Consider the following 21,802-nt stretch of genomic DNA (forward strand, 5'->3'; position numbering starts at 1 on the left):
CCCTAACCCTGCGCTTCGAACGCCGCCGCCGCCCGGCCGAGCCGGTCGTTCACCGCGATCCATTCGATCGTATCGGGCAGCTTCTCGATCAGGATGCGCGTCACGTTCGCCCGGTCGAGTGCACGCAGCAAACTGTAGAGTTCACGCGCGTACACATGGGGATCTTCGGGCGCGGCCATGAAGTGCACACCGTCGGCATCGGCCCAGCGGCCGGCGCGCGACACGCGGGCCACCAGCGCCACGCGCTCGTTCGGCTCGCGCGCCGCCAGCAAGGGCTCCAGCGCCTCGAACGGCAGCAGCGCAAGCGGCGTCCGTGGCGCGTAATGCGCTTTCAACGTCCCCGAAGCCCGCGGCGCAGTCGCATCCGATCCATCCGCCAACCGTGGCGCCTCGCCGAGCACATCGGCAATATCCTGCGGCGTCACATGCCCAGGCCGCAGCAATGCGGGAAATCCACGCGATAAATCCAGAATCGTCGATTCAATTCCGACGTCCGACGCGCCGCCGTCCAGCACATGAATCGCCCCGCCAAACTCATCCCGCACATGTTGCGCAGTAGTCGGACTGACATGGCCAAAGCGATTCGCCGACGGCGCAGCCACACCACCATGCCCGCCGCGCAACGCACTGAACGCATCCAGCAAAGCCTGCGCAACAGGATGCGACGGGCACCGTAACCCCACCGAATCCTGTCCGCCGCTCACCGCCGCAGGAATCCTCGCGGCGCGCTTCAGAATCAACGTCAACGGCCCCGGCCAGAACGCGTCGATGAGGCGTTGCGCCTCCGCTGGCAAATGCTCGACCCAATAGTTCGGATCGCCCTGCGGCGCCAGATGCACGATCACCGGATGGTTCGCCGGCCGCCCCTTCGCCGCGTAAATGCGGGCGACGGCGTCCGGGCTCTCGGCATCGCCGCCCAGCCCGTAGACGGTCTCGGTCGGAAACGCGACCAGTTCGCCCGCGTCCAGCAACGCCGCCGCGTGCTCGATCTGCGCAGCGCTTACGGGCGCGGCGCTCACGGCCCTATCAGCGGGTTTGGTTCGATCCGGCATAAGGCTCGCGTCAGCTCGTCAGGATATGCAGGAGCCGCGCGCAATCGCGTGCGGAGGTGCGGGCTTCATCGAGCGTCGCGGCAGTGAAATTCACGTGACCCATCTTGCGGCCACAACGCGCCTCTTCCTTGCCGTACAGATGCAGACGCGCCGCCGGCATCGCCGCCACTTCGTGCCACGGCGGGGTGACCGCCGCGCGCTTCGGACCGTCCGGGAACCAGACGTCGCCGAGGATGTTCAGCATCACCGCCGGCGAATGCTGGCGCGTGTCGCCGAGCGGCATGCCGGTCATCGCGCGCACCTGCTGTTCGAACTGGCTGGTCGCGCAGGCATCGACGGTGTAATGGCCGGAATTGTGCGGACGCGGCGCCATTTCGTTCGCCACCAGCGAGCCGTCTTCCAGAATGAAGAACTCGACGCACAGCACACCGACATAGCCCAGCTTGTCAGCGATTTGCAGTGCGGCTTGCTGCGCCTGGGCAACCAGCGTCGGGCTCGCATCCGGCGCGGGAACGATGGTGTGCGACAGCACGCCGTCGCGATGCGAATTCTGCGCGAGCGGATAAACCGCCGACGCGCCGCTCGACGCGCGCGCGATCAGCGCGGACACTTCGAATTTCAGCGGCAAGCGCTTTTCCAGCACGCAGGGCACGCCCGCCAGCGACGCATGCGCCTCGCGCACTTCCTCGGCGTTGCGCACACGAATCTGGCCCTTGCCGTCGTAGCCGAGGCGCGCGGTTTTGAGGATGCCGGGCAGCACGGCCTCGAGCTTCGCATCCTCGAGCGCGGCGAGCGCATCCGACGACTCGATCACCACGTGCGGCGCCACCGTCACGCCCGACGACGCGATAAAGCGCTTCTCCACAATCCGGTCCTGCGCCACGGCGACACAACGGCCGGCCGGGCTGACGAAGGTGGACCTGGCGAGAAAGTCGAGGCTCGCGGCCGGCACGTTCTCGAATTCGGTCGACACCGCCGCGCACAGCCGCGCGAGTTCGGTCAACGACGTTTCGTCGTCATACGCCGCGCGCAGATGGCGGTCGGCGACGGCGCCCGCCGGACTGTTTTCGTCCGGGTCGAGCACGGCGACGCGATAGCCCATCGCCTGGGCGGCAAAGCAGAACATGCGGCCGAGCTGGCCGCCACCGACCATGCCAAGCCATGCGCCGGGTAGAATCGGTGAAACCGGTGTGTTGTCTGGGTTCATCTTAGTGGTCGGTCGCGACCGGGCGCACATGCGTTCGTGCACGCGTGCCCGGCCGGGGGTCAGACATGGGGACGTCTAAAAGCAATCCGCTATCGCGCTTACAGCGCCGGCAGCACCATCGCGTGGGCCGCTTCGTTCTGGCGCACGCGAAACGCTGCCAGTTTCTCCGCATACCCGGCGTTCGTGCCGCTCAGGATCGACACCGCGAACAGCGCCGCATTCGCCGCGCCCGCTTCGCCGATAGCAAATGTCGCGACCGGCACGCCCTTAGGCATCTGCACGATCGAATGCAACGAATCGACGCCCTTCAGATACTTGCTCGCCACCGGCACGCCGAGCACCGGCACCGTGGTCTTGGCGGCCAGCATGCCCGGCAGATGCGCCGCGCCGCCCGCGCCCGCGATGATCGCGCGAATGCCGCGCTCACGCGCGCTTTCGGCGTACGCAAACATCTCGTCGGGCATCCGGTGCGCGGACACGACCTTCGCTTCGTACGGCACGCCGAACTCCTGGAGAATCGCCACGGCGTTCTTCATCACTTCCCAATCGGAACTGGACCCCATCAGCACGCCGACGACGGGCGCGCTATGTGTATGGGCGGTCTGGACTTCACTCATCTTACGGCTTCCTTGTCTCTCACGCGGCGCGGATCTAACCAGCTGCGCGTGATTAAGCGAGCTTCTGCCCGGTCAGGCGTTCGAGCGCTTCCTGGTACTTCTTACCCGTCTTCGTGACGACGTCGTCCGGCAGCTTCGGTGCGGGCGGCTCTTTCTTCCACGGCTGGGTTTCCAGCCAGTCGCGCACGAACTGCTTGTCGAACGACGGCGGGTTGGTGCCGACCTGGTACTTGTCCGCGGGCCAGAAACGCGACGAATCGGCAGTCAGCGCTTCGTCCATCAGATACAGCTGGCCGTGATTGTCGAGACCGAATTCGAACTTCGTATCCGCGATGATGATGCCGCGCGTGGCCGCGAAGTCAGCGGCTTCCTTGTACAGCTTGATCGAGATGTCGCGGATCGTGGCCGACAGTTCGGTGCCGATGCGGCGTTCCATCTCGTTGTACGTGATGTTTTCGTCGTGGTGGCCCATTTCGGCCTTGGCTGCCGGCGTGAAGATCGGCTCGGGCAGCTTTTGGGCGTTTTGCAGCCCCGGCGGCAATTCCACGCCGCAGACCGCGCCCGTTGCCTGATAGTCTTTCCAGCCGCTGCCGGCCAGATAACCGCGCACCACCGCTTCGACGAGGATCGGCTCGAGGCGCTTCACCACCACGGCGCGGCCTTGTACCTGCTCGACTTCGTCTGCCGCCACCACCGATTCCGGCGCCACGCCCGTCAGATGATTCGGCACGATGTGCTTGAGCTTCTCGAACCAGAAGTTGGCCATCTGGTTCAGCACGCGGCCCTTATTCGGAATCGGCTCGCCCATGATGACGTCGAAGGCCGACAGACGGTCGGTCGTGACGATCAGCAACTGGTCGTTGCCCACCGCATAGTTGTCGCGGACTTTACCGCGGCCGAGCAGCGGCAGCGAGCGGAGCGTGGATTCGTAGAGGGTAGACATCGTCGTGGTTCGCTAAAAATGAGGCAAAAAGTGTGACCGGAACAAAAGGGAAACGCCGTTCCCCGGATGATGCGGGAACGGCGATCTAACGACAACCTGGCCGTCCGGCCAGGTCTTAGGGTATTGACAGCCTGGTTGACAATTTAGCGGACAACTTGCGCGAGGTCGCCCGACTTGTACTTCTCCGCGATTTTATCAAGCGAAACCGGCTTGATCTTGCCGGCCTGGCCTTCGCAACCGAATTGCGTGTAACGCTCGATACAGATCTTCATCGCGGCTTCGCGCGCCGGCTTAAGATAATCGCGCGGATCGAACTTGCCCGGATTCTGCACCATGTAGCGGCGGATCGCACCGGTGATCGCCAGACGCAGGTCCGTGTCGATGTTGACCTTGCGCACGCCGTTCTTGATGCCTTCCTGAATTTCCTCGACCGGCACGCCGTAGGTTTCCTTCATGTCACCGCCGAATTCGCGGATTTCCGCGAGCAGCTCCTGCGGCACCGACGACGAACCGTGCATCACCAGATGGGTGTTCGGAATGCGCTGGTGGATTTCCTTGATGCGCTGGATCGACAGAATATCGCCCGTCGGCTTCTTGCTGAATTTGTACGCGCCGTGCGACGTGCCGATGGCGATCGCCAGTGCATCGCATTGCGTCAGCTTGACGAAGTCCGCAGCCTGCTCCGGATCGGTCAGCAGTTGCTCGCGGGTCATCGTGCCTTCCGCGCCGTGGCCGTCTTCCTTGTCGCCCTTCATGGTTTCCAGCGAACCGAGCACGCCCAGTTCCGCTTCCACCGTGACGCCGATCGAGTGCGCCGCTTCGACCACCTTGCGCGAGACTTCGACGTTGTATTCGTACGAGGCAACCGTCTTGCCGTCGGTTTCGAGCGAACCGTCCATCATCACGCTGGTGAAGCCGCTGCGGATCGCCGCCATACAGACCGCCGGCGACTGCCCGTGATCCTGGTGCATCACGACCGGAATGTGCGGATACGACTCGACCGCTGCTTCGATCAGGTGGCGCAGGAACGCCTCGCCCGCATACTTACGCGCGCCGGCCGATGCCTGCATGATGACCGGCGCATTGACCTTGTCGGCCGCCGCCATGATCGCCTGCACCTGCTCCAGGTTGTTCACGTTGAATGCCGGAAGGCCATAGCCGTTTTCGGCAGCATGGTCCAGCAGTTGACGCATTGATACGAGAGGCATGCTGTAACTCCTTAGATTGAAACGAATTCTGTGCCGTCGGCATCTTTTGGGCGATTTTATCGTGAAGCAAGCCACATACCCGTGCACACATTCCCTAAAGCACGTTTCCTTCACGCGCGATTGGAGCCTGTGCGCCGCCTCTCGCGGGGGCATTGCAGCCTGCTTCCCTCAATCAGGCCGGTGCCGATCGAGCCGTCTCCCGGCTAATCAATACGGCTCACCGACCCGTACGATTTTCAGCGTGTTCGTCCCGCCGGCCTGACCCATCGGCTCGCCGACCGTCAGCACCACCATGTCGCCGCGCGACGCGTACCCCTTGCCGACCACGGTTTCCAACGCCTGTTGCAACGCGGTGTCGCGGTCGGTGTTGGTGTCCAGGTGCAGCGAGGTCACGTTGCGGTACAGCGCCATGGCCCGTTCGCTGCCGACCCGCGGCGTGAGCGCGAAAATCGGCACGTGGGTCGAGTGGCGCGACATCCACAGCGCGGTCGAACCGGATTCGGTCAACGCGACGATCGCCTTCGCGCCCAGATGATAGGCCGTGAAGAGCGCGCCCATCGCGATCGACTGGTCGATCCGGGTGAACGTGCGGTCGAGGAAATCCTTGTCCAGTTGCGACTCTTCCGACTTCTCGGCTTCGAAACAGATCGCCGCCATCGTTTCGATGGTTTGCACCGGATACTTGCCCGCCGCCGATTCCGCCGACAGCATCACCGCGTCCGTGCCGTCGAGCACGGCGTTGGCGACGTCCGACACTTCGGCGCGGGTCGGCACCGGCGCGTGGATCATCGATTCCATCATCTGGGTCGCGGTGATCACGAACTTGTTCGATTCGCGCGCCATCCGGATCATGCGCTTTTGCAGCGCGGGAACGGCGGCATTGCCCACTTCCACGGCCAGATCGCCGCGCGCGACCATGATCCCGTCCGACGCGTCGAGAATGCCCTGCAGCGCCGGAATCGCTTCGGCGCGCTCGATCTTGGCGATCATCTTCGGCTTGATGCCGTACGGCGCGCCGGCGATATTCGCGAGCTGGCGGGCCATTTCCATGTCGGTGGCGTTCTTCGGGAACGATACCGCGACAAAATCCACGCCGATCGACATCGCGGTGCGGATGTCTTCCATGTCTTTCGCCGTCAGCGCCGGCGCCGTCAGGCCACCGCCCTGGCGGTTGATGCCCTTGTTGTTCGACAGTTCCCCGCCGATCTTCACGGTCGTGTGAATCTCGCTGCCGAGCACGCGGACCACGTTCAGCACGATCAGGCCGTCGTTGAGCAGCAGCACGTCGCCCGGTTTCAGGTCGCGCGGCAGGTCCTTGTAGTCGAGGCCGACGCGATCGTCGTTGCCGAGTTCGCAGTCGGCGTCGAGGATGAATGGATTGCCCACGATCAGCGTGGTCTTGCCGTTTTCGAATTTGCCGACCCGAATCTTCGGGCCTTGCAGGTCGGCCATGATGGCGACTTCGCGGCCTGCCTGACGGGCCGCGTCGCGCACGAATTCGGCGCGCTGGCGGTGGTCGTCGGCGGTGCCGTGCGAGAAATTGAGCCGCACCACGTCCAGTCCTGCCTGCATCATTTGCAGCAGGATTTCCGGCGTGCTGGAAGCCGGTCCGATGGTAGCGACAATCTTGGTGGCGCGATGCATGAGTCTCCTCGTCTGGATAGGATCGCTGGAATGAGCGCTGCGAGTCGGATGCGGAGGCTGCGCACCGAAGGTTGCTGCCGGGGGCTGCGCGCCGGTTGAAACCAGCGTCGCTTTATGGGGTGAAGCGGTGTTCGACACCAGCACGGGGGGCGCTGGCGGGGATGCGAGCGCCACTTCTTCGTCGTGGAGTTCTGTCTGCGATTGGGCGGCTTGTCCGCTGGACAATTCCGCTGCCTCGTTGGCAGTGGTCAACTCCGCGAGCGCGAGGGGCGACCCGGATTCTTCTTGCTGAGCGGTAACAGATTTAACAGCGGCCGGCCTGGCGGCGGAGCGCGCTGCGCGCTCCCCTGCCGTAGCTGCTGCGGTATTGCGCGGCGACTTGCCGCCGCGCGTTTTTGCAGACTTGCCCGTTGGGGAGCGCGTCGCCACGTTAAGCCCGCGATTCCAGAACTTCGACGGCGGGCAGCTTCTTGCCTTCGAGGAACTCGAGGAAGGCGCCGCCGCCCGTCGAGATGTAGCTGACCTTGTCGTGGATGCCGTACTTGGCGATCGCCGCGAGCGTATCGCCGCCGCCTGCAATCGAGAACGCCGACGATGTGGCGATCGCGTCAGCCAGCGTCTTCGTGCCGTTGCCGAACTGGTCGAATTCGAACACGCCGACCGGGCCGTTCCACACGATCGTGCCGGCTTTTTCCAGTTGTGCGGCGAGCACCCTGGCGGTTTCCGGTCCGATGTCGAGGATCAGATCGTCGTCTTGAACGTCGGCGACGGCCTTCACTTCGGCCTTGGCGGTCGGCGAAAATTCTTTGGCCGTGACCACGTCGGTCGGGATCGGCACCGAGGCGCCGCGCGCTTTTGCTGCGTCGATGATGGCTTTGGCTTCGTTCACCAGATCGGCTTCGGCAAGCGACTTGCCGATCTTCAGCCCCGCGGCCAGCATGAACGTATTGGCGATGCCGCCGCCGACGATCAGCTGATCGACCTTCTCGGCCAGCGACTTCAGGATGGTCAGCTTGGTGGACACCTTCGACCCGGCGACGATCGCCACCAGCGGGCGCTTCGGCGCTCCGAGCGCATTGCCGAGCGCGTCGAGTTCAGCCGCCAGCAGCGGGCCGGCGCAAGCAATAGGCGCGTACCTGGCGATGCCGTGCGTGGTCGCTTCGGCGCGGTGCGCGGTGCCGAACGCGTCGTTCACGTAGACGTCGCAGAACTTCGCCATTTTTTGCGCGAGCTCGTCCGAATCCTTCTTTTCGCCCTTGTTGACGCGGCAGTTTTCCAGCAGCACAACCGAACCGGGCGCAACGTTCACGCCGTTTTCGACCCAGTTCGCGACCAGCGGCACGTCGCGGCCGAGCAACTCGGCCAGACGCTTCGCGACCGGCGCGAGCGAGTCTTCCGGCTTGAAGTCGCCCTCGGTCGGGCGGCCCAGGTGCGAGGTGACCATCACGGCGGCGCCTGCGTCCAGCGCGGCCTTGATAGCCGGCACGGAGGCGCGGATACGGGTGTCTTCGGTGATGTTGCCTTGATCGTCCTGCGGCACGTTCAGATCGGCGCGGATAAACACGCGTTTGCCGGATAGCTTGCCTTCGGCGATCAGATCGGAGAGACGCAATACCTTGTTCATGGGCGTGTATGTGCGAGTTGATGAGAAGGCGGTGGCGGGCAACGCACTGACGGACAGCGCAAAACAGAACTCCAGCGCTTCGGCACGGCAGCGGCTCCGCTGAATCGGGGGCCGGCGGCACGAGCCGCGGCTCTCGCGCCGTGCACCGGCGAGGTTATCCCGAAAACGCCCATTTTAACCGATCCACACTGCCTTCTGACCCGCGACGGGGCGAATGTCCCGTATTTGACGGATGCGCGATGCGCGCTGCATCGCAGCATTTCAGGCCCACGCGTTTACCTGCGAAATTGCATGTATTACATGAATAGCCGCATGAGCGTGAACACCACCATCCCGACGACGATCGTGCCCAGCATGGTGCGGCGCCACAAAAACCACGCAAGACCGGCTAGCGTCGCGTAAAGCTCGTGATTCGACGGCCCAAAAGAAAGGCCGTCGGGAGTCGCCAGCACGTCGGGCAGTACGACGGCGGCGAGCGCCGCAGCCGGCGCGTAGCGCAGCATTCTTTGCACGCGCTCCGGCAACACGGTGCGCTCGCCGCCGATTAGAAACATCGCGCGTGTCACCGCGGTGACGAAAGTCATGCCGACAATGGCAAGCCAGATCTGCGTGGAAGTCATGGGGAATCTCCGGCGCTGTTACGGATGCGGCGCAAGTCGGCGCGCTCGACCATCAGATCGGCCGCGCTGCCCGCGACGATCGCCGCGATCACCGCCAGCGGCAGCGCGAGCCGGTACGGCAAATCGAGGGCGAGCAGCGACACCACGCCGGCAATACTGACCGCGACCAGCGTGGAGCGCGTCGCGATCGCCGACACCATGATCGGCAGCAGCGCCAGCGTGCCCGCCAGCGCGAGACCCCAGTTGTCCGGAATCAGGCTCGCCAGCAGAATGCCGGCGATCGACGACACCTGCCACGACAGCCAGCTGCAGATCGCCATGCCCCAGAAATACGCTTCCTTGCCCGGCACGTAACCGGTCTGGAAGCTTTTCTTCTGGAACAGCAGATAGATCACGTCGCCGTTGAAATAGCCGAGCACGATGCGCCGCCACATCGGCAGATAGGAGAAATGCGGCGCGAGACCGGCGCTGAAGATCACGAAACGCGTATTGACCATCGCGGCCGTGAGCAGCACGGTCCACACCGGCAGCTTGGCCGCGAGGAGCGGCAGCACCGCCAGCTGCGACGAGCCGGCATAGCACAGCAGCGACATGGCGAGCGCCTGCGGCAGCGTGAGCACAGACTTGCTCATCGCAATGCCGGTGACCAGGCCCCAGGAGGAAATCGCCATCAGCGTGGGCGAATAGTCGCGCGCGCCCCCACGGAAGGCACGGTGATCGGTATCTGACAGGCGAGCGAGCATGAGACGAAAGGCGTTGGCGCGGGGCGCCGCAACGAAGGGAAGTCGGCGCCAGGTCGTCAAGCACCCGCTGGCGCATCCGGATTTGAATTATGCGTGCGCCGAATTATAGCGCCCGGCATGCGGCCAAATGCCCGTTCCGTGTGCAAAAGACGCTAAAATGACGCTCCTCGCTACGCCTCACAAGAAAACGCCGGGCTGCCCCCCGGGTTTTCCGCCCCGAAGGAAGTCCCCTTGGGGGATTGGGGGATTGCCCCCTCGGGGAGCCTGGCGCGAAGCGACAGGTTTAGGGGCACTCACAACCGCACCCGCTGGAGAATCGTATGTCAATGGCCGACCGCGACGGCAAGATCTGGATGGATGGCAAGCTCATCGAGTGGCGCGATGCCAAAATCCATGTGCTCACCCACACGCTGCATTACGGCATGGGCGTTTTCGAGGGCGTGCGCGCTTACAAGACAGCCGACGGCGGCACCGCGATTTTCCGCCTGCAGGAACACACCAAGCGCTTGCTGAACTCGGCGAAGATCTTCCAGATGGACGTGCCGTTCGACCACGAAACGCTCGCCGCCGCACAGCGCGAAGTCGTCCGCGAAAACAAGCTCGAGTCCTGCTACCTGCGCCCGATCATCTGGGTCGGCTCGGAAAAGCTCGGTGTGTCGGCCAAGGGCAATACGATCCACGTGGCGATCGCCGCCTGGCCGTGGGGTGCGTACCTCGGCGAAGACGGCCTGAAGAAGGGCATTCGCGTGAAGACCTCGTCGTTCACGCGCCATCACGTGAACGTGTCGATGGTCCGCGCCAAGGCGTCGGGCTGGTACGTGAACTCGATCCTCGCCAACCAGGAAGCCACCGCCGACGGTTACGACGAAGCGCTGCTGCTCGACGTGGACGGCTACGTGTCGGAAGGCTCGGGCGAGAACTTCTTCCTCGTGAACAACGGCAAGCTGTACACGCCGGACCTGTCGTCGTGCCTGGACGGCATCACGCGCGACACGATCATCACGCTGGCGAAAGACGCGGGCATCGAAGTGATCGAAAAACGCATCACGCGCGACGAGGTCTACACTTGCGACGAAGCGTTCTTCACCGGCACCGCCGCCGAAGTCACGCCGATCCGCGAACTCGACAACCGCACGATAGGCTCGGGCGCACGCGGCCCGATCACCGAGAAGCTGCAAGCGGGCTTCTTCGATATCGTGAACGGCAGGAGCGAGAAGTACGCGCACTGGCTGACCAAGATCTAACGCGCGCTGCGCCGGCCTTTTTAACGGCGCAACGCACGCACCCTGCATACAACGAGAAAGTCCCCATGAGCGAAATCAAGGAAATGCCGCTGGTCGAACTGTCGGCAAGAGACCTGCCGGCGTACTGCCCGAATCCGGCCATGCCGCGCTGGAGCGCGCATCCGCGCGTCTTTATCGATGTCACGCACGGCGAAGCGCGTTGCCCATACTGCAGCACGCGCTACAAGCTGCGCGACGGCGAAGTGGTCAGAGGTCATTGAACACTGAACGCTGAGCGCTTGCGCCGCTGCTCGTGGCCCTGTTGGCTTCGCCCGCTGCCCGGTTTGTCGTTTGACTTGCCGTATTGGCCGTATTGGCCGTATTGGCCGTTGCAGCAGGTGATCGGGCGAGCGCGTCGCAGCAACGCCGCAGCCGCGGCGGGTCCGGCTGTGCCGGGTCCGCGCCGCGCGACTCGCGGCATATTCCCTTTTACACATCCGAACGCCACGCGCATAACGCGCGCGGCGCTTCGTTTCGACACCGGATACTCACTCTGATGCGTCGCGCGTTGGTTATCGCACCGAACTGGATCGGTGACGCATTGATGGCGCAGCCGCTGTTCGCGCGCCTCGTGAAATTGCATCCGCGCATCGTGATCGACGCGGTCGCGCCTTCGTGGGTCGCGCCCGTGCTCGAACGGATGCCCGAGGTCCGCGACGTCTACGCAACCGATCTCGCGCACGGCAAGCTGCAGATGCTGCGCCGCTGGCAACTGTCGAGCGACTTGCGCGACGTCGGCTACGACGCGGCCTACGTGCTGCCGAACTCGTTGAAGTCGGCGCTGATTCCGTGGATGGCGGGCATTGCGCTGCGTATCGGCTATACCGGCGAAAGCCGCTACGGCCTCCTGAACGTACGCCACGCGAATCCGCGCAAGGACGAGCGCCCGCCAATGGTCGGCCATTACGCCGCCCTCGCCTACGCGCCCGGCGCCAAAGTCCCCGGCGATCTGCCGATGCCACGGCTCGACGCGGACCTGAACGAGGCGTCGCGCGTGTCGGCGCGCTTCAATCTGGATACGCGCGTACCGCTGCTGGTGTTCTGCCCCGGCGCCGAGTACGGCCCGGCCAAGCGCTGGCCGCCCGAGCGTTTCGCGGCGCTTGCGCAGATGGTCGGCCAGTCGTTCCCATACACGCAGATCGTCGCGCTCGGTTCGCCGAAAGACGCGCCGCTGGCGCAGGCGATCGCCGAGAAGGCGCCGAACGTGCGCAACCTGTGCGGCCAGACCGCGCTCGGCGAGGCTTGCGCGCTGATCTCGCGGGCCAACGCGGTCGTCACCAACGATTCGGGCCTGATGCACGTGGCCGCCGCACTGCGCCGGCCGCTCGTGGCCGTGTACGGCTCGACCGATCCGCGCCACACGCCGCCCTTGTCCGAGCTTGCGAAGGTACAATGGCTCCATCTCGAATGCAGCCCCTGTTTTCAGCGCGAGTGTCCGCTTGGCCATCTGAACTGCCTGAAGCAGTTGAGCGCCGAGCAGGTATTCGGCGATTTGCGCGGCATGTTGCTCGCGCAACGCTGAACCAACTGATACCTGCACGCAACACCGCACGCACCTGAGCGCGTCGCGTCATGTTCGCGCCTTGCGGCACGGGCATTCTCGCGCTTGGGTGTAATTGTCCGGTGCTCCGGACTGTCCCGCTGACTGCCCCGCAACCGCGCGCCGCGCACAAGAGACTGACGAGCCATGCCACGTTTTGCCCATATCTTCGAAGCCGCCGCCGATACTCTGAACGCCTACTACCAGGCCGTCGCCGAGGTCAATATCGACAGCTTGATGGGTCTGTGGATCGATGAGGAGTTTGTCAGTTGCATCTGCGCCGACGGCTCGCATCTGCACGGCCTCGACAGCATTCGCGCCGGCTTGCAGATCCAGTTGGAAGTCACGCCGGTGTCGATCGAGCCGCTCGATATCCGCGTCTACGACAGCCTCGGCACCGTCGTCTACGCAATTGCCGAAGCGCACCGGCCGGCCAATCCGTCCGCGACGCCGACAATGGTGTTCACCACTTATGTGATGGTCCATGAGCGCGGCGAGTGGCGCATTGCGCACATTCACGCAAGCCCGATGCCGAACGAGGCCGCGAGCCAGTTCGCCGCGAAGATGCGGCATGGCCAAGGGGCGTTGCATTGACTTTTTGTTGAAGCTTCACGTTTTTGTTCCGACGCTGGTATGAGCACGCCCCGCAGGAAGTCTCCCGCCCCGAAGGCAGTCCCTCTGCGGGATTGGGGGACGACGCACGACAACAAATCCGCTTCTCCCGGCACGGCCCGCGCCGCGGCTGCCGTCGAGGCAACTGTCGATCTGCTCTACCGCGCGCCGCTCTGGCTGCCGAACCGGCATGCGCAAACCATCGTCCCGTCATTGTTCGCGCGCCGCCCGGCGGTCACTTTCCGGCGCGAGCGCTGGAACACGCCAGACGGCGACTTCATCGATTTCGATTGGGTTGTGCACGATGGCCAGTCCGTTGGCCCGTCGAGCGCCTTCGACCCTGCGCAAGCGCCAGCCGACGAAGCCCCACTGTTCGTGCTGTTTCATGGCCTCGAAGGCAGTTCGGCATCGCACTATGCTTTGTCGCTGATGGCCGGTGCGCGCGAATATGGCTGGCACGGCGTGGTGCCGCACTTTCGCAGTTGCAGCGGAGCGTTGAATCTGCTGCCGCGTTTCTATCATCTTGCCGACAGCAACGAAGTGGACTGGGTGCTGCGGCGCTTGCGTGCCGCGCATCGCGGGCCGATCGTGGCCGCGGGCGTGTCGCTCGGCGGCAATGTGCTGCTGCGTTGGCTCGGCGAGCGGCGCGAGGACGCGTCGTCGGTCATCTCGGCCGCCGCGGCGGTGTCGACGCCGATCGACGTCCATGCCGGCGGACGCGCGCTGTCGCAGGGATTCGGCATGATCTATACGCGCAGCTTCCTGAAGACGCTCAAGCAGAAAGCCGAGCAGAAGCTCATCCAGTTTCCGGGTTTGTTCGATCGTGACACGATGCTCGCGAGCCGCACGATGTATGAGTTCGACAACGTGGTAACGGCGCCGCTGCACGGCTTTCGCGATACCGACGACTACTGGCGCAGCGCGACCACGCGGCCATTGTTGCCGCATATCGCGGTACCGACGCTGGTGTTGAACGCGCGCAACGATCCGTTCTTGCCGAGCGAGGCGTTGCCTTCGCAGCATGAAGTGTCGGCGGCCGTCGAACTCGATCAACCCAGGCACGGCGGCCACGCCGGCTTTATGACCGGACCGTTCCCGGGCCGCATCGACTGGCTGTCGCGACGCGTGTTCGGCTACCTGGAGCGCCACGTCGATCATGGATGACATTGTCAGGCAGGCTTTGGCCAAATGGCCGAATGTGCCGAGTTGCACGGGTTGGTTGTTGCTCGACCGGCGCGGCAACTGGCGCATGAGGGATGAGGCCGCGCAGGCTAGTGGTGCGCCCGGTACGCCGATTCGGCATGCGGCGCTGCTCGCGTTTATCAATCGGAATTACGAGGCGGATGAACGTGGACAGTGGTTTTTTCAGAATGGGCCGCAGAGGGTTTACGTCGAGTTGGGGTATACGCCCTGGGTTGTGAGGTTATCCGCCGACGCTGGCGGCGTGCTTTCCTTGACTGATCAAACCGGTGGTGCTTTTGAGCCTTCGGCCGTGTTGGTCGATGATGACGGTGGAATTCTGTTTGTTGACGACTCCGTGCCGCCGAGAGTTGCCGTTTTGCACGATCACGATCTTGAAGTTTTTTCTGATCATGCAAGGTTGGCTGACGATGCCGTCAGCGGGGATTTTTTCTGGCGAAATGGGGTTGTTTTGCCGCTACGGCCGGTGCGGCGAAGTGACGTTGCTGCAAGGTTTGGGTTTGTTGTTAGCCCAGCAGTGGGGCAGTAGTTTTTTGCCTTTGGCAAAAACCATTTACCCCTTCTCTTCAAGCCGCTCCTCCCGATAGCGGTTCTCCATCTCATGTAATCGCGCGTCGACGGTGGCGAGATCATAGTATCCAATGGTCTTGATATCGCGCGCTTCCTTCAGTTGCCGGATGGCAGAAAGCCAAGCCCCTTCGAGGGCAAACTTTTCGGCAAGCGCCCGATGCTGCGTCAACGCATCGCCATTGCCGGCACTCGCCTGCGCGAGATATAACCACCACGCCGGCTGCTCCGGATAAGCACGCGTTTCCTTCAACGCCAACGCCTGCGCCTCAGCAAACCGCCGCATCGTCAACAACGTCCGGATATGCATGTCGATCGCGGCGTTAGACTGCGGCCACCGCTTCTGCGCGAGCTCGGCAAGGCGAGCCGCCTCGTCATCGCGCCCGGCGCGGCGCGCAATATCGGCAGCCAGCACGTCCAGACTCGGCGAACTACGCGCCGCCACACCTTCACTGCGCTCGCCCGCAACAAATACGGCACGAGAAGAAGCAAGCGACGCCGCCGCGTCGTCATAACGCTCGAGCAGCATCTGCCCATACGCGATGCCGTACCAGTTCGCGGCAACATTCAGCGCCGTCCGGTCCTCGATCTCGGAACGCAGCCGAGAAGTCTCATCGGCATATTCGCCGCGTGAGCGATCCTGAAGCAAGCGTGCCCTCGCCCGCACGAAACCATATTCGGACGCCTGGTGCGGTTGCCGGTACGGCGCGCGACGCGCACGGTCCTCCATGTCGGCGATCCGTTCGCCAGTCAGCGGATGCGTGCGCGCGTACGCCGGCACACCCGTGTCGCTCATCGAGGCACGGTCGAGCCGGCTGAAAAACGTCGCCATCGCGTACGGGTCGTAGCCGGCGCCGACCAGCAGCAGGAAACCGACGCGGTCCGCTTCGTGCTCGGCGGAACGCGAGAAGCGCAACTGGTTGTCGACCGCATATGCCTGGCCGCCGATCGCGATCGCACTGCCAAGATCACCGCTGTGCGCGATCACGCCCGCCAGAATCCCGAACAACAGGCCGGCGAGCGCGGCATAGCCGCTGCGCTCGCCGGTCGTGATCATCCGCGAGATGTGCCGCTGCAAGACGTGCCCCATCTCGTGCCCGAGCACGGACGCGAGTTCGGATTCGGTCTGCGTCGTTACGATCAAACCCGTGTTCACGCCGACGAAGCCGCCCGGCAACGAGAATGCATTGATCTGTGAATCGCGGATCGCGAAGAGGTCGAATTCCGGGCGATAGCCGCCGATATATTGCGCGTTGGCGGCCGCGGCGAGCTTCGTCGCGACCGAGTTCAGGTAGTCACGCACCAGCCAGTCGTCGAGATAGTCGGGGTCGCGGCGCAACTCGCGCATCACGCGTTCGCCGAGCTTGCGTTCGGCTTGCGGCGTCAGCGACCCCGCACCGCCATTGCCGAGGTCGGGCAGTTGCTGGGTGACGATCGGCGCGCGCCAGCCGGTGTTTGCGCCGGCGTTGCCAGAGAAGCGACTCTGGGCGCCGCCGTAGACACCGAACACGCCCTGCGCAATCTCCGGCGGCACGATGGGTTCAACATAGGCGTTCAGCGGACCGATTTCCATCGGCGGCCCTTCAGTCTGTGTGCCGATGCCGATGGTCGAAGCGCCGCGGGACTGCGCGAACGCGCCCGGCTGCGTCACGAGCGCGACGGATAACAACGCAGCAAGAAACCGTTTCGGACGCATCGCGAGGTCGGCAGGACGGAGTCGAAAGGCGACGCCCGCCACTCGGACTAAGATAGCGGGCATACGACAATTGTAATCAGTCACCGCGGCGATTCGGGCCACTTCGACGCCAGGCTCGCCAAGTGCGGCCCGATGACGCGCTCGACGCGGCAAGTTCAGCCCCGGCTGCCGATCGGCGTCGCCACGCTGCTATGATAGGCGCCCTCTGAAGGAGCCCAACCATGCCTGAACTCACCCATTTCGACGCCGCCGGCCAGGCGCATATGGTGGACGTCGGCGGCAAGCAGGAGACCAGGCGCATCGCTGTCGCGCGCGGCTCGATTCGCATGCTGCCGGAGACGTTCGCGCTGATCCGCGACGGCAACGCCAGGAAGGGCGACGTGATCGGCATCGCGCGCATCGCCGCGATCCAGGGCGCAAAGCGCACCGCCGATCTGATCCCGCTCTGTCATCCGCTCGCGCTGACGCGCGTCAAAGTGGACTTCGAACTCGATGAAACGCTGCCCGGCGTGCATTGCACGGCCCAGGTGGAGACGCTCGGACGCACCGGCGTGGAAATGGAAGCGCTGACCGCCGTGCAGGTCGGGCTGCTGACGGTGTACGACATGTGCAAGGCGGTGGATCGCGGCATGACGATCACCGAGGTGAAAGTGCTGGAGAAGCACGGCGGCAAGTCGGGGGACTGGGTGGCAGGTTAATGACGGCCACCGTCATCGCCCCACTTCATCGCTGAAGCTCAGGAACGACAGCGCGACTTATTCCTCGTCGCTGTCCTCGTCCTGATTGACGTTGCTCGGCGGCATTCCATACTGCTTCACCAATTCCGCCTTGAAGCCGGTCAGCGTCTTCTGCTCGTCGCACAGTTCGTACAGATAGCTCAACTGCGACGGCCAATCCTTCAATTCCTCGGCAAAAATCTTCAGGCGAGCGACAGAGTCGAACGCCGCCGCGGTATCGCCGCTCAACGCCTGCAGCACCGCATAGCGACGCAGCACCGTTTCGCCCGGCAATAGCGCTATCGCCTGCTTGTGCATCGCGAGCTTGTGTTGCAGGTCCATCGAATTCATCGGCAGCAGCGTCGCAAGACCATACTCGCCCCACGCCTGGAACAGGAACGACGGGTCCGCACGGTACTGTTCGGCGGGACGCGAGCCGTAATACAGCACCTCGGCACGCGTGTAATCGCGATACACCGGATACAGCGCCGCCACGCCGCCGAACACCACCGCCGCGAACACGCCGAACGACAGGCGGCCAGGCACGAGGCGCAGCGGGCGCGTCTCCAGCAAACCGAACACGAACATCGCCGGCAGCAGAAAGAACATGTATTGCTGCGGATATTCGACCAGCGCATGCATCACCAGAACGCCGATCAGCGCAATGCCGAACACGCGCGCGGCGGTGTGCGGCGCGCGCCCCACGCGCACCAGCCAGGCGACCAGGCCGAACAGCACGATCGCAAAGCCGATCAGGCCGGTTTTCGCGAGCAGATCGATAAAGATATCGTGCGAATTATTGGCGATCTCGACGCCGCCGAGCGTCTTCACAAACTCGTACTGGTAGCTCGGAAACTCGCCCCAGCCGACACCCAATAGCGGATGCGTCCTGAACATCGTCCAGCCGTACTTCCACAGCGCGAGACGCGGCGCGATCTGGCCGGCGTCCTTGAAACGGTCGGCCGCGGACTGTCCGAGTTCAAGGTGATAGTGCACGTTGGCCCAGCGGATCAACGCATTGATGACAAAGAACAGCACTGCCAGCGCAATCGGGATAAGCCATACGCGGTTACTGCGGCGTAGAAGCGGCTGATTGCGCGTCTGCGCAAACGCCATCCAGAGACCCGCAACCACGATTACACCCATCTGCAGCCAGGGGCCGCGCGACACGGTCAGCGCCAGGCCAACAGCAAAGATCGTGGACACCAGCAGCCAGAGGCCGACGGCAAGTTGCCGCGTCTGCACGAGGAACAGCGCACCCGCCATCGCGAACGCGATATAGGTGGCGAGGTGGTTCGCCTGCGCCATATTGCCGAACGGCCGGCGCTCGACGGTCACGTTATAGGCAACGACGAGCGGCGATACCCTCACCTCGAGGTGAAACAGCTGGATGACCTGGCAGAACACCGCAAACAGGCCGCCGACGATCAACGCCCAAGCTGCCCAGCGCAACGCGGTTTCGGTCATTTTTGCGCGTGTGAAGCCATAGCCGGCGTGCACGGCCATGAACGCGGCGAGCAGATAACCGCCACCGAGCCAATTCATCGATGGCTGCGTGACCGGCAACAACACCGATTGCGCGACCAGCACCAGCCCGAAAAACAGCGGCACCAGCGCGACCACCGGCGACGCAAACGTCATGCGCGGCTTGGCGCTCCACACGAGCAGTACGACGCCCGCGCCGGTCAGCAGATACAGCGCGAGTGCCGTGAATTCGGCATAAAACGTCGGAATCGGATATGTGTGGCCGACAACTGCATAAGGCAGCACCAACGCGAGAGCCAACAGAATGAGAGACAGGTAGCGCGCAAATGGGGTGGGCATTGAGTAACCGGAGGCGTCAGCAACCGGCGCACTATACAAAAAAATTCTTCCGCTGTGCGCCGGGTGCGCCGAAATATCCTGAAAATCAGCCTTTTAGGTTCGGCTACTACTCAGATAGCGACTCATGCGCGGCACTCCGGTGGTGCAAGATTCGACGGCAACGTCGGCGCATCGACCGGCGCGGGACCTGCACCCGGCGCAGGCAACGAAGACGCCGTCTTACCGCCGGTGAAACATTCCCACGCGAGCGCACCAGGCTGCGCCGAACCCTTGCTCAACGCGATCCGCGCGGTGGGCGCGTCGACGTTGTCGGGAACCGAAGGCACCAGCGTGAGCGTGTTCGAACCGGCCGGCGCCACGCGCGTCGTGAAAGCGACGGTGACCTGGCCGGTGTCGCCGTCGACGTGAATCGACTCGACGTTGCGGGTGGCCGGCGGCGATGCGTAACCGCCGCCGAACGCATTGCCGCTGGCGGCGTTCTCGGCCACCGCGAGGCGCGCGGACGCGGCCAGCGACAAGCCTTCGCCGACACGGCTGCGAGCCAGATGGTCCTGATACGCCGGAATCGCGTAAGCGGCGATCACTCCGACGATCGCGAGCACGATCATCAACTCGATCAGCGTAAAGCCGAAGCCGACACTGCGGCAGGCGTGTGCGAGCCGCGCGGCCCACAGCGCTCGCCGGGAGGTTGAGCGCGGCGAAAGCGTGGACTGTGAATAAGAGGAATACGGCAAAGTAACGATCATCGGCAGGCTCCTGAAACGAAAAACGCCTGTCCCGCAAATCGGGGACAGGCGCTTCCATCGTAGCCAGCGTCGCTCGTCCTACACAGTCGGCCGGACGGCTAACGTTGCGCCAGCACGGCAATGTTCCGCTCGAGGTCTAGGCCGCAGCGCGCTTCGCATTGCGGCGCTTGAGCAGGTAGCCGAGCAGCACGACGAACACCGCGCACGCGATGCTCATGCCGTACTCGGCAACCGGCGTATCGAGGATCGGCCAACGGTCGCCAGCCGGGTCGTTGATGATCAGACCGCCCGCAATCCAGCCGAGCAGCGCGGCACCGAGCGTGATGACGATCGGAAAGCGGTCGAGCAGCTTCAGCACCAACTGACTGCCCCACACGATCAGCGGAATGCTCACCACCAGCCCGAAAATCACCAATGCGAGACGATGTCCCGGATCGGCTGCCTCGGCGGCGCCGGCGATCGCGATCACGTTGTCGAGGCTCATTACCGCGTCCGCGAGAATGATTGTCTTGATCGCCGATATCAGCTTGTCGGCCGGCTTGACGTTCTCGTGAATATCATGCGCGGGCGCCATCAGGCGCACGCCGATCCACAGCAACAGCAGACCACCGGCGAATTTCAGCAGCGGCACGTCGAGCAGCGCGACCGCGAACGCGATCAGCGCGACGCGCAGCAGAATGGCGCCGGCCGTGCCCCACAGCACGCCCTTCGTGCGCTGCGCAGGCGGCAGATTGCGGCAGGCAAGCGCGATCACGACGGCATTGTCGCCGCCGAGCAGGATGTCGATGACGATGATCTGGATGACGGCGCCCCAATGGAGCGTGGCGAAGAACTCGAGCATGAACGGAGGGATAAAAGGAAGCTGAACGCTCGGCCAATAAAAAAGCGGAAGAGTCGAAAACTCCCCCGCTTTTTAAGACCGCACGCTTACGAAAGTGTTTCGTAAGCATATCAAAAAACGCGCCGCTACAGCGCGCGAATTTCGAATTACAGCATCGCCTTCAGAAGACGCGCCATTTCCGACGGGTTCTTCGTCACCTTGATGCCGCAAGCGTCCATGATTTCCAGCTTGGCTTCTGCCGTATCCGCACCGCCCGAGATCAGCGCGCCGGCGTGGCCCATGCGCTTGCCCGGAGGCGCCGTGACGCCGGCGATGAAGCCAACCACCGGCTTCTTCATGTTTTCCTTGATCCAGTACGCTGCGTTCGCTTCATCCGGACCGCCGATTTCGCCGATCATGATGACGGCGTCCGTTTCCGGATCGTCGTTGAACATCTTCATCACGTCGATGTGCTTCAGACCGTTGATCGGGTCGCCGCCGATACCGACTGCCGACGATTGGCCGAGGCCGATCGCCGTCAATTGGCCGACTGCTTCGTACGTCAGCGTGCCCGAACGCGACACGACGCCGATGCGGCCCTTGCGGTGGATGTGACCCGGCATAATGCCGATCTTCAGTTCGTCCGGCGTGATCGTGCCCGGGCAGTTCGGTCCGAGCAGCAGCGTCTTGCGGTTTTCGCGACGCATACGGTCCTTGATCTCGATCATGTCACGGACAGGAATGCCTTCCGTGATACAGATCGCCAGATCCAGGTCGGCTTCGACCGCTTCCCAGATCGCAGCCGCAGCGCCTGCCGGCGGCACGTAAATCACCGACACGGTCGCGCCCGTTTCAGCCTTGGCTTCAGCGACGCTTGCGTAGATAGGAATGCCTTCGAAATCTTCGCCGGCCTTCTTCGGGTTCACACCCGCGACATACGCCTCGCGGCCGTTTGCATATTCACGGCAGGCGCGCGTGTGGAACTGACCGGTCTTGCCGGTGATGCCCTGCGTGATGACCTTGGTGTCTTTGTTAATCAGAATCGACATGTATTGACCTCTGTTCGTTTGGCGTCGCGCTGTTGCGCCAAGGGACGAAATATTCTTCGCCCGCGTCGCTCACGCGCCGCCATTCGTAATC

General features: G+C 63.8%; 21 protein-coding genes. 7 read left to right on the plus strand and 14 right to left on the minus strand.

Annotated elements, in window-relative coordinates; genetic code table 11:
- Positions 1-2 precede the first annotated feature (2 nt).
- The 9 genes from SB772_RS15355 to SB772_RS15395 form a co-directional block, all read right to left on the minus strand.
- Complete coding sequence (locus SB772_RS15355; protein WP_410834096.1) at positions 3-1,052, minus strand: L-threonylcarbamoyladenylate synthase; 1,050 nt, start codon at positions 1,050-1,052, stop codon at positions 3-5.
- A 10-nt stretch (positions 1,053-1,062) separates the two neighbouring features.
- Complete coding sequence (locus SB772_RS15360) at positions 1,063-2,259, minus strand: 5-(carboxyamino)imidazole ribonucleotide synthase (protein WP_410834097.1); 1,197 nt, start codon at positions 2,257-2,259, stop codon at positions 1,063-1,065.
- A 98-nt stretch (positions 2,260-2,357) separates the two neighbouring features.
- Positions 2,358-2,876 (minus strand): 5-(carboxyamino)imidazole ribonucleotide mutase, encoded by a 519-nt coding sequence (gene purE / locus SB772_RS15365; protein ID WP_410834098.1) that lies wholly within the window; start codon positions 2,874-2,876, stop codon positions 2,358-2,360.
- Positions 2,877-2,928: 52 nt separating this feature from the next.
- Positions 2,929-3,819: a phosphoribosylaminoimidazolesuccinocarboxamide synthase gene (locus SB772_RS15370; protein ID WP_410834099.1), complete on the minus strand. Its 891-nt coding sequence runs from the start codon at positions 3,817-3,819 to the stop codon at positions 2,929-2,931.
- A 143-nt stretch (positions 3,820-3,962) separates the two neighbouring features.
- Positions 3,963-5,027, minus strand: a complete 1,065-nt coding sequence (gene fba / locus SB772_RS15375; RefSeq protein ID WP_410834100.1) for a class II fructose-bisphosphate aldolase — start codon at positions 5,025-5,027, stop codon at positions 3,963-3,965.
- A 207-nt stretch (positions 5,028-5,234) separates the two neighbouring features.
- Positions 5,235-6,671 (minus strand): pyruvate kinase, encoded by a 1,437-nt coding sequence (gene pyk / locus SB772_RS15380; RefSeq protein ID WP_410834101.1) that lies wholly within the window; start codon positions 6,669-6,671, stop codon positions 5,235-5,237.
- A 430-nt stretch (positions 6,672-7,101) separates the two neighbouring features.
- Positions 7,102-8,295 carry a phosphoglycerate kinase gene (locus tag SB772_RS15385; RefSeq protein ID WP_410834102.1) on the minus strand — a complete coding sequence of 398 codons (1,194 nt, stop codon included), beginning with the start codon at positions 8,293-8,295 and terminating at the stop codon, positions 7,102-7,104.
- A gap of 296 nt (positions 8,296-8,591) precedes the next feature.
- On the minus strand, positions 8,592-8,915 hold the full coding sequence (locus tag SB772_RS15390) for an AzlD domain-containing protein (protein ID WP_410834103.1): 324 nt from the start codon (positions 8,913-8,915) through the stop codon (positions 8,592-8,594).
- Positions 8,912-9,658, minus strand: a complete 747-nt coding sequence (locus SB772_RS15395; RefSeq protein WP_410834104.1) for an AzlC family ABC transporter permease — start codon at positions 9,656-9,658, stop codon at positions 8,912-8,914. Before SB772_RS15395 ends, SB772_RS15390 begins: the two co-directional genes overlap by 4 nt.
- 320 nt (positions 9,659-9,978) lie before the next feature.
- Between SB772_RS15395 and SB772_RS15400 the strand changes: the two genes are divergently transcribed.
- The 6 genes from SB772_RS15400 (at position 9,979) to SB772_RS15425 (ending at position 14,822) form a co-directional block, all read left to right on the plus strand.
- Positions 9,979-10,902, plus strand: coding sequence for a branched-chain amino acid transaminase (locus SB772_RS15400; protein ID WP_410834105.1), 924 nt, complete (start codon positions 9,979-9,981; stop codon positions 10,900-10,902).
- 65 nt (positions 10,903-10,967) lie between these two features.
- Positions 10,968-11,162, plus strand: coding sequence for a zinc-finger domain-containing protein (locus SB772_RS15405; RefSeq protein ID WP_410834106.1), 195 nt, complete (start codon positions 10,968-10,970; stop codon positions 11,160-11,162).
- A 275-nt stretch (positions 11,163-11,437) separates the two neighbouring features.
- Positions 11,438-12,463 (plus strand): lipopolysaccharide heptosyltransferase II, encoded by a 1,026-nt coding sequence (waaF, locus tag SB772_RS15410; protein ID WP_410834107.1) that lies wholly within the window; start codon positions 11,438-11,440, stop codon positions 12,461-12,463.
- Between the two features lie 165 nt (positions 12,464-12,628).
- Positions 12,629-13,075, plus strand: coding sequence for a nuclear transport factor 2 family protein (locus SB772_RS15415; protein ID WP_410834108.1), 447 nt, complete (start codon positions 12,629-12,631; stop codon positions 13,073-13,075).
- Positions 13,076-13,114: 39 nt separating this feature from the next.
- Positions 13,115-14,257, plus strand: coding sequence for a YheT family hydrolase (locus tag SB772_RS15420; RefSeq protein WP_410834109.1), 1,143 nt, complete (start codon positions 13,115-13,117; stop codon positions 14,255-14,257).
- Entirely contained in the window at positions 14,250-14,822 is a 573-nt protein-coding gene (locus SB772_RS15425) for a DUF2946 family protein (protein ID WP_410834110.1), read from the plus strand. Before SB772_RS15420 ends, SB772_RS15425 begins: the two co-directional genes overlap by 8 nt.
- A gap of 24 nt (positions 14,823-14,846) precedes the next feature.
- On the opposite strand, the gene SB772_RS15430 is transcribed toward SB772_RS15425, so the two are convergent.
- Complete coding sequence (locus SB772_RS15430; RefSeq protein ID WP_410834111.1) at positions 14,847-16,556, minus strand: M48 family metalloprotease; 1,710 nt, start codon at positions 16,554-16,556, stop codon at positions 14,847-14,849.
- Between the two features lie 221 nt (positions 16,557-16,777).
- Here SB772_RS15430 and moaC point away from each other — a divergent pair, with 221 nt between their 5' ends.
- Positions 16,778-17,254 carry a cyclic pyranopterin monophosphate synthase MoaC gene (gene moaC, locus SB772_RS15435; RefSeq protein ID WP_410834112.1) on the plus strand — a complete coding sequence of 159 codons (477 nt, stop codon included), beginning with the start codon at positions 16,778-16,780 and terminating at the stop codon, positions 17,252-17,254.
- Positions 17,255-17,311: 57 nt separating this feature from the next.
- Here the strand turns inward: moaC and SB772_RS15440 are convergent, their stop codons facing one another.
- From SB772_RS15440 to sucD, 4 genes are all read right to left on the minus strand, one after another.
- Positions 17,312-19,096 carry a PglL family O-oligosaccharyltransferase gene (locus SB772_RS15440; protein ID WP_410834113.1) on the minus strand — a complete coding sequence of 595 codons (1,785 nt, stop codon included), beginning with the start codon at positions 19,094-19,096 and terminating at the stop codon, positions 17,312-17,314.
- Positions 19,097-19,218: 122 nt separating this feature from the next.
- Positions 19,219-19,842: a pilin gene (locus SB772_RS15445; protein WP_410834114.1), complete on the minus strand. Its 624-nt coding sequence runs from the start codon at positions 19,840-19,842 to the stop codon at positions 19,219-19,221.
- 136 nt (positions 19,843-19,978) lie between these two features.
- A complete protein-coding gene (locus SB772_RS15450) occupies positions 19,979-20,683 on the minus strand; it encodes a TerC family protein (protein WP_410834115.1) in 705 nt (234 codons plus the stop codon).
- 146 nt (positions 20,684-20,829) lie between these two features.
- A complete protein-coding gene (sucD, locus tag SB772_RS15455) occupies positions 20,830-21,711 on the minus strand; it encodes a succinate--CoA ligase subunit alpha (RefSeq protein WP_410834116.1) in 882 nt (293 codons plus the stop codon).
- Positions 21,712-21,802: the final 91 nt, after the last annotated feature.

The organism is Paraburkholderia sp. SIMBA_030, from assembly GCF_046535245.1.
GTDB lineage: Bacteria > Pseudomonadota > Gammaproteobacteria > Burkholderiales > Burkholderiaceae > Paraburkholderia.

Excerpts from the sequence above, each read along its gene's own strand:
- SB772_RS15355 (WP_410834096.1), bottom strand. The coding sequence starts at position 1,052 with ATGCCGGATCGAACCAAACCCGCTGATAGGGCCGTGAGCGCCGCGCCC.
- SB772_RS15360 (WP_410834097.1), bottom strand. The coding sequence starts at position 2,259 with ATGAACCCAGACAACACACCGGTTTCACCGATTCTACCCGGCGCATGG.
- purE (WP_410834098.1), bottom strand. The coding sequence starts at position 2,876 with ATGAGTGAAGTCCAGACCGCCCATACACATAGCGCGCCCGTCGTCGGC.
- SB772_RS15370 (WP_410834099.1), bottom strand. The coding sequence starts at position 3,819 with ATGTCTACCCTCTACGAATCCACGCTCCGCTCGCTGCCGCTGCTCGGC.
- fba (WP_410834100.1), bottom strand. The coding sequence starts at position 5,027 with ATGCCTCTCGTATCAATGCGTCAACTGCTGGACCATGCTGCCGAAAAC.
- pyk (WP_410834101.1), bottom strand. The coding sequence starts at position 6,671 with ATGCATCGCGCCACCAAGATTGTCGCTACCATCGGACCGGCTTCCAGC.
- SB772_RS15385 (WP_410834102.1), bottom strand. The coding sequence starts at position 8,295 with ATGAACAAGGTATTGCGTCTCTCCGATCTGATCGCCGAAGGCAAGCTA.
- SB772_RS15390 (WP_410834103.1), bottom strand. The coding sequence starts at position 8,915 with ATGACTTCCACGCAGATCTGGCTTGCCATTGTCGGCATGACTTTCGTC.
- SB772_RS15395 (WP_410834104.1), bottom strand. The coding sequence starts at position 9,658 with ATGCTCGCTCGCCTGTCAGATACCGATCACCGTGCCTTCCGTGGGGGC.
- SB772_RS15400 (WP_410834105.1), top strand. The coding sequence starts at position 9,979 with ATGTCAATGGCCGACCGCGACGGCAAGATCTGGATGGATGGCAAGCTC.
- SB772_RS15405 (WP_410834106.1), top strand. The coding sequence starts at position 10,968 with ATGAGCGAAATCAAGGAAATGCCGCTGGTCGAACTGTCGGCAAGAGAC.
- waaF (WP_410834107.1), top strand. The coding sequence starts at position 11,438 with ATGCGTCGCGCGTTGGTTATCGCACCGAACTGGATCGGTGACGCATTG.
- SB772_RS15415 (WP_410834108.1), top strand. The coding sequence starts at position 12,629 with ATGCCACGTTTTGCCCATATCTTCGAAGCCGCCGCCGATACTCTGAAC.
- SB772_RS15420 (WP_410834109.1), top strand. The coding sequence starts at position 13,115 with ATGAGCACGCCCCGCAGGAAGTCTCCCGCCCCGAAGGCAGTCCCTCTG.
- SB772_RS15425 (WP_410834110.1), top strand. The coding sequence starts at position 14,250 with ATGGATGACATTGTCAGGCAGGCTTTGGCCAAATGGCCGAATGTGCCG.
- SB772_RS15430 (WP_410834111.1), bottom strand. The coding sequence starts at position 16,556 with ATGCGTCCGAAACGGTTTCTTGCTGCGTTGTTATCCGTCGCGCTCGTG.
- moaC (WP_410834112.1), top strand. The coding sequence starts at position 16,778 with ATGCCTGAACTCACCCATTTCGACGCCGCCGGCCAGGCGCATATGGTG.
- SB772_RS15440 (WP_410834113.1), bottom strand. The coding sequence starts at position 19,096 with ATGCCCACCCCATTTGCGCGCTACCTGTCTCTCATTCTGTTGGCTCTC.
- SB772_RS15445 (WP_410834114.1), bottom strand. The coding sequence starts at position 19,842 with ATGATCGTTACTTTGCCGTATTCCTCTTATTCACAGTCCACGCTTTCG.
- SB772_RS15450 (WP_410834115.1), bottom strand. The coding sequence starts at position 20,683 with ATGCTCGAGTTCTTCGCCACGCTCCATTGGGGCGCCGTCATCCAGATC.
- sucD (WP_410834116.1), bottom strand. The coding sequence starts at position 21,711 with ATGTCGATTCTGATTAACAAAGACACCAAGGTCATCACGCAGGGCATC.